The organism is Mycobacterium sp. TH-M15 (genome assembly GCF_057473705.1).
In genome coordinates this window covers 1-2,841 of sequence record NZ_JBYCLB010000116.1, presented here as the reverse complement: position 1 = coordinate 2,841, position 2,841 = coordinate 1, and the positions used below count along the sequence as shown (strand labels likewise).

The following is a 2,841-nucleotide window of genomic DNA, read 5'->3' as shown; positions in this document are numbered from 1 at the left end:
CTGGCGTTGCCCAAGCCGCCCAGCGCCGGCCAGTTGTCCACCGGAAGCCGCAGCAGGGCGGCGGTCAACGCGGCGATCAGCCCGCCGTGGGCGATCAGCAGCACCGGCCGGCCGGGCTCGGCGGCGGTGCCGCCCCAACCCGGCTCACCGGCGACCAGCTCGGCGACCACCGGCTCGCTGCGCCGCGCCACGTCGACCCGGCTCTCGCCGCCGTGCGGCGCCCAGGTGGCGTCGTCCCGCCACGCCAGTCGGGCGCCCGGCGCGGCGCTGTCCACCTGCTGATGGGTCAGGCCCTGCCAGTCGCCCAGATGGGTCTCCTGCAGCCGGGAGTCCACCCGGATCGGCAGACCGGTGTGCTCGCCGACCACCACCGCGGTGTGGTAGGCGCGGCGCAGGTCCGACGACACGATCAGCAGCGGCTGTTCCTTGGCCAGAATCCGGGCGGCCGCGGCCGCCTGAGCCCGCCCGACATCGCTCAGCGCGGTGTCCAGCTGGCCCTGCATCCGGCTGCCGGCGTTGAACTCGGTCTGCCCGTGGCGGAGCATGATCAGCCGGCGCGCCCTCACGGTGTGCCCACGTCGATCGTCGGGCAGTCACGCCAGAGCCGGTCCAGCGCGTAGAAGTCGCGTTCGTCCTGGTGCTGGATGTGCACCACGATGTCGACGTAGTCCAGCAGCGTCCAGCGGCCCTGGCGGGCGCCCTCGCGGCGGGCCGGCTTGTAACCGGCCCGGCGCATCTTCTCCTCCACCTCGTCGACGATCGCGTTGACCTGCCGCTCGTTGGACGCCGAGGCGATCACGAACAGGTCGGTGATAACCAACTGCGCCGAGACGTCGATCACCACGACATCGTCGGCGAGTTTCTCGGCGGCCGCCGCCGCGGCCACCGCCGCCATCTGCACCGCCTCCGAGGTCGCGGTCACGTCGCGCTCCGGTACAGCCGGCGCTTCGTCACGTACTGGACCACCCCGTCGGGCACCAGGTACCAGATCGGCCGTGCCTCGGCAGCGCGCAGCCGGCAGTCGGTCGACGAGATCGCCAGCGCCGGCACCTCGACCAGGGTGAGCGCGTCGGCCGGCAGCTGCGGCAGCACGTCGGCCAGGTGGTCACCGTCCAGCTCGTAACCCGGCCGGCTCACCCCGACGAACCGGGCGACCTCGAACAGCTGCTGCCAGTCCTGCCAGGCCAGGATCGAGGCCAGCGCGTCGGCTCCGGTGATGAAGTACAGCTCGGCGTCCGGGTTGAGCGCACGCAAATCCCGCAGGGTGTCCTTGGTGTAGGTGGCACCGCCGCGGTCGATGTCGACCCGGCTCACCGAAAACCGGGGGTTGGCCGCGGTGGCGATCACCGTCATCAGGTAGCGGTCCTCGGCGGCGCTGACCGGGCGGCCCTTCAGCCACGGCTGACTGGTCGGCACGAAGACGACCTCGTCGAGCCGGAACCGGTCGGCCACCTCGCTGGCGGCGACCAGATGTCCGTTGTGGATGGGATCGAACGTCCCACCCATGACTCCCAGACGCCGCCGTTTTTGCACGATAGGCCAGCTTACTTGGGGCGCCCCCTGCCGCGAGCGTGCGCGTCCCCGGCCGACACGCCGGGCCCTACCGCCGGGCCAGGCCGTCGTCGATCATCTGCTGGAAGTGCTCGACCACCGACTCCGCGGCCGGGCGGAACGCGACGTCGAGCTCGGCGACGGTGCGTGCGTTGTCGAAGCACAGCGGCCAGCCGACGTTGCGGTCGACGAACCTGCGGGTCAGCCCGACGAACGGGGCGACGGCCTTGATCAGGAACGTCGGCAGCTCGCGGGTGGGAAACGACAGTCGCGGGCCGAACTGCGCCCGCAGCGCCCGGCTCAGGTCGAGCATGCTGACCACTTCGGAGCTGACCACGTAACGCCCGTGCGCCGCCGGGGTGAAGCCGGCGGCGACGTGCGCCCGCGCGACGTCACGCACGTCGACCACGCCGATCCGCAGTGCGGGCGTGCCGGCGGCCATCGAGTAGTCGGCGAACCGCTGCATCGTGGTGATGCTCCCGGAGACGCTCGCGGTGGTCAGCGCCGGGCCCAGCACCATCGACGGGTGGATGGTGACCAGGTCCCAGCGCTGCTGCGCACCCTGGATCGCCCACGCCTCCCGTTCGGCGAGCGTCTTCGAGTACGAGTACGGCTGGTGGTGAGGCGTGCTGGTGGTGTTCCAGTCCGCCTCGGTGAAGCAGTCCTTACCCAACATGTCGGCGCAGTCGCCGTAGATCGCGGCGACGCTGCTGGTCAGCACCGTCCGCTTGACCGACTCGGTCTGGTCCACGCCGGCCAGCACGTTGCGGGTGCCCTCCAGCGCCGGGCGGATCAGCTCGGCTTGCGGGTCCCGGATGTGCCCCATCAGGAACGGCGACGCGGTGTGGATGACCAGCTCGCAGCCGTCCATCGCGGCGGCGAAGCTGCCTCGGTCCAACAGGTCGGCGGCGTGCAGGGTCAGCTGCCCGGGGTGCTCTCGGTCCAGGGCGTGCAGGTGCTCCAGCCCCGTCGGCTTCTCCGGGTCGCGCACCGTCGCGCGCACCCGGTGGCCGTCCTCAAGCAGGTAGCGCACGATCCAGCTGGCGATGTACCCGCTGCCCCCGGTGACCAAGACCGGTGCCTTCGGATCGATGGTCGTCATCTGCGCTCCTCGGGTCGGCTCCTGAAACCGGTGAAAAAGCGACCGGACGCAGGTACTGATTCGATTCTCCCACCGTTCCACTCCATCGCACTTAGGACTCGCGCAGTAATTAGTTAGGTTTTCTGGTTTGGTGTGTCCACACTTGTGGTATGACGCTGCCAGCTGTGGACTCCGATTCGACCGCCGAC

The 2,841-nt window shown here is 70.5% G+C and carries 4 protein-coding genes; all 4 read right to left on the bottom strand.

All coding sequences use genetic code 11. From position 1 onward, the window contains the following. Nucleotides 1–566, bottom strand: a 566-nt coding sequence (gpgP, locus tag AC2VNT_RS02960; protein WP_486945438.1) for a glucosyl-3-phosphoglycerate phosphatase, incomplete at its 3' end; no start/stop codon positions are given. Beyond that, nucleotides 563–922: a ribosome silencing factor gene (gene rsfS, locus AC2VNT_RS02955; RefSeq protein WP_486945437.1), complete on the bottom strand. Its 360-nt coding sequence runs from the start codon at nt 920–922 to the stop codon at nt 563–565. The genes rsfS and gpgP, both read right to left, overlap by 4 nt. Beyond that, nucleotides 919–1,533: a nicotinate-nucleotide adenylyltransferase gene (nadD, locus tag AC2VNT_RS02950; protein WP_486945436.1), complete on the bottom strand. Its 615-nt coding sequence runs from the start codon at nt 1,531–1,533 to the stop codon at nt 919–921. Before nadD ends, rsfS begins: the two co-directional genes overlap by 4 nt. 67 nt (nt 1,534–1,600) lie before the next feature. After that, nucleotides 1,601–2,653: an NAD-dependent epimerase/dehydratase family protein gene (locus tag AC2VNT_RS02945; protein WP_486945435.1), complete on the bottom strand. Its 1,053-nt coding sequence runs from the start codon at nt 2,651–2,653 to the stop codon at nt 1,601–1,603. Between the last annotated feature and the right edge of the window lie 188 nt (nt 2,654–2,841).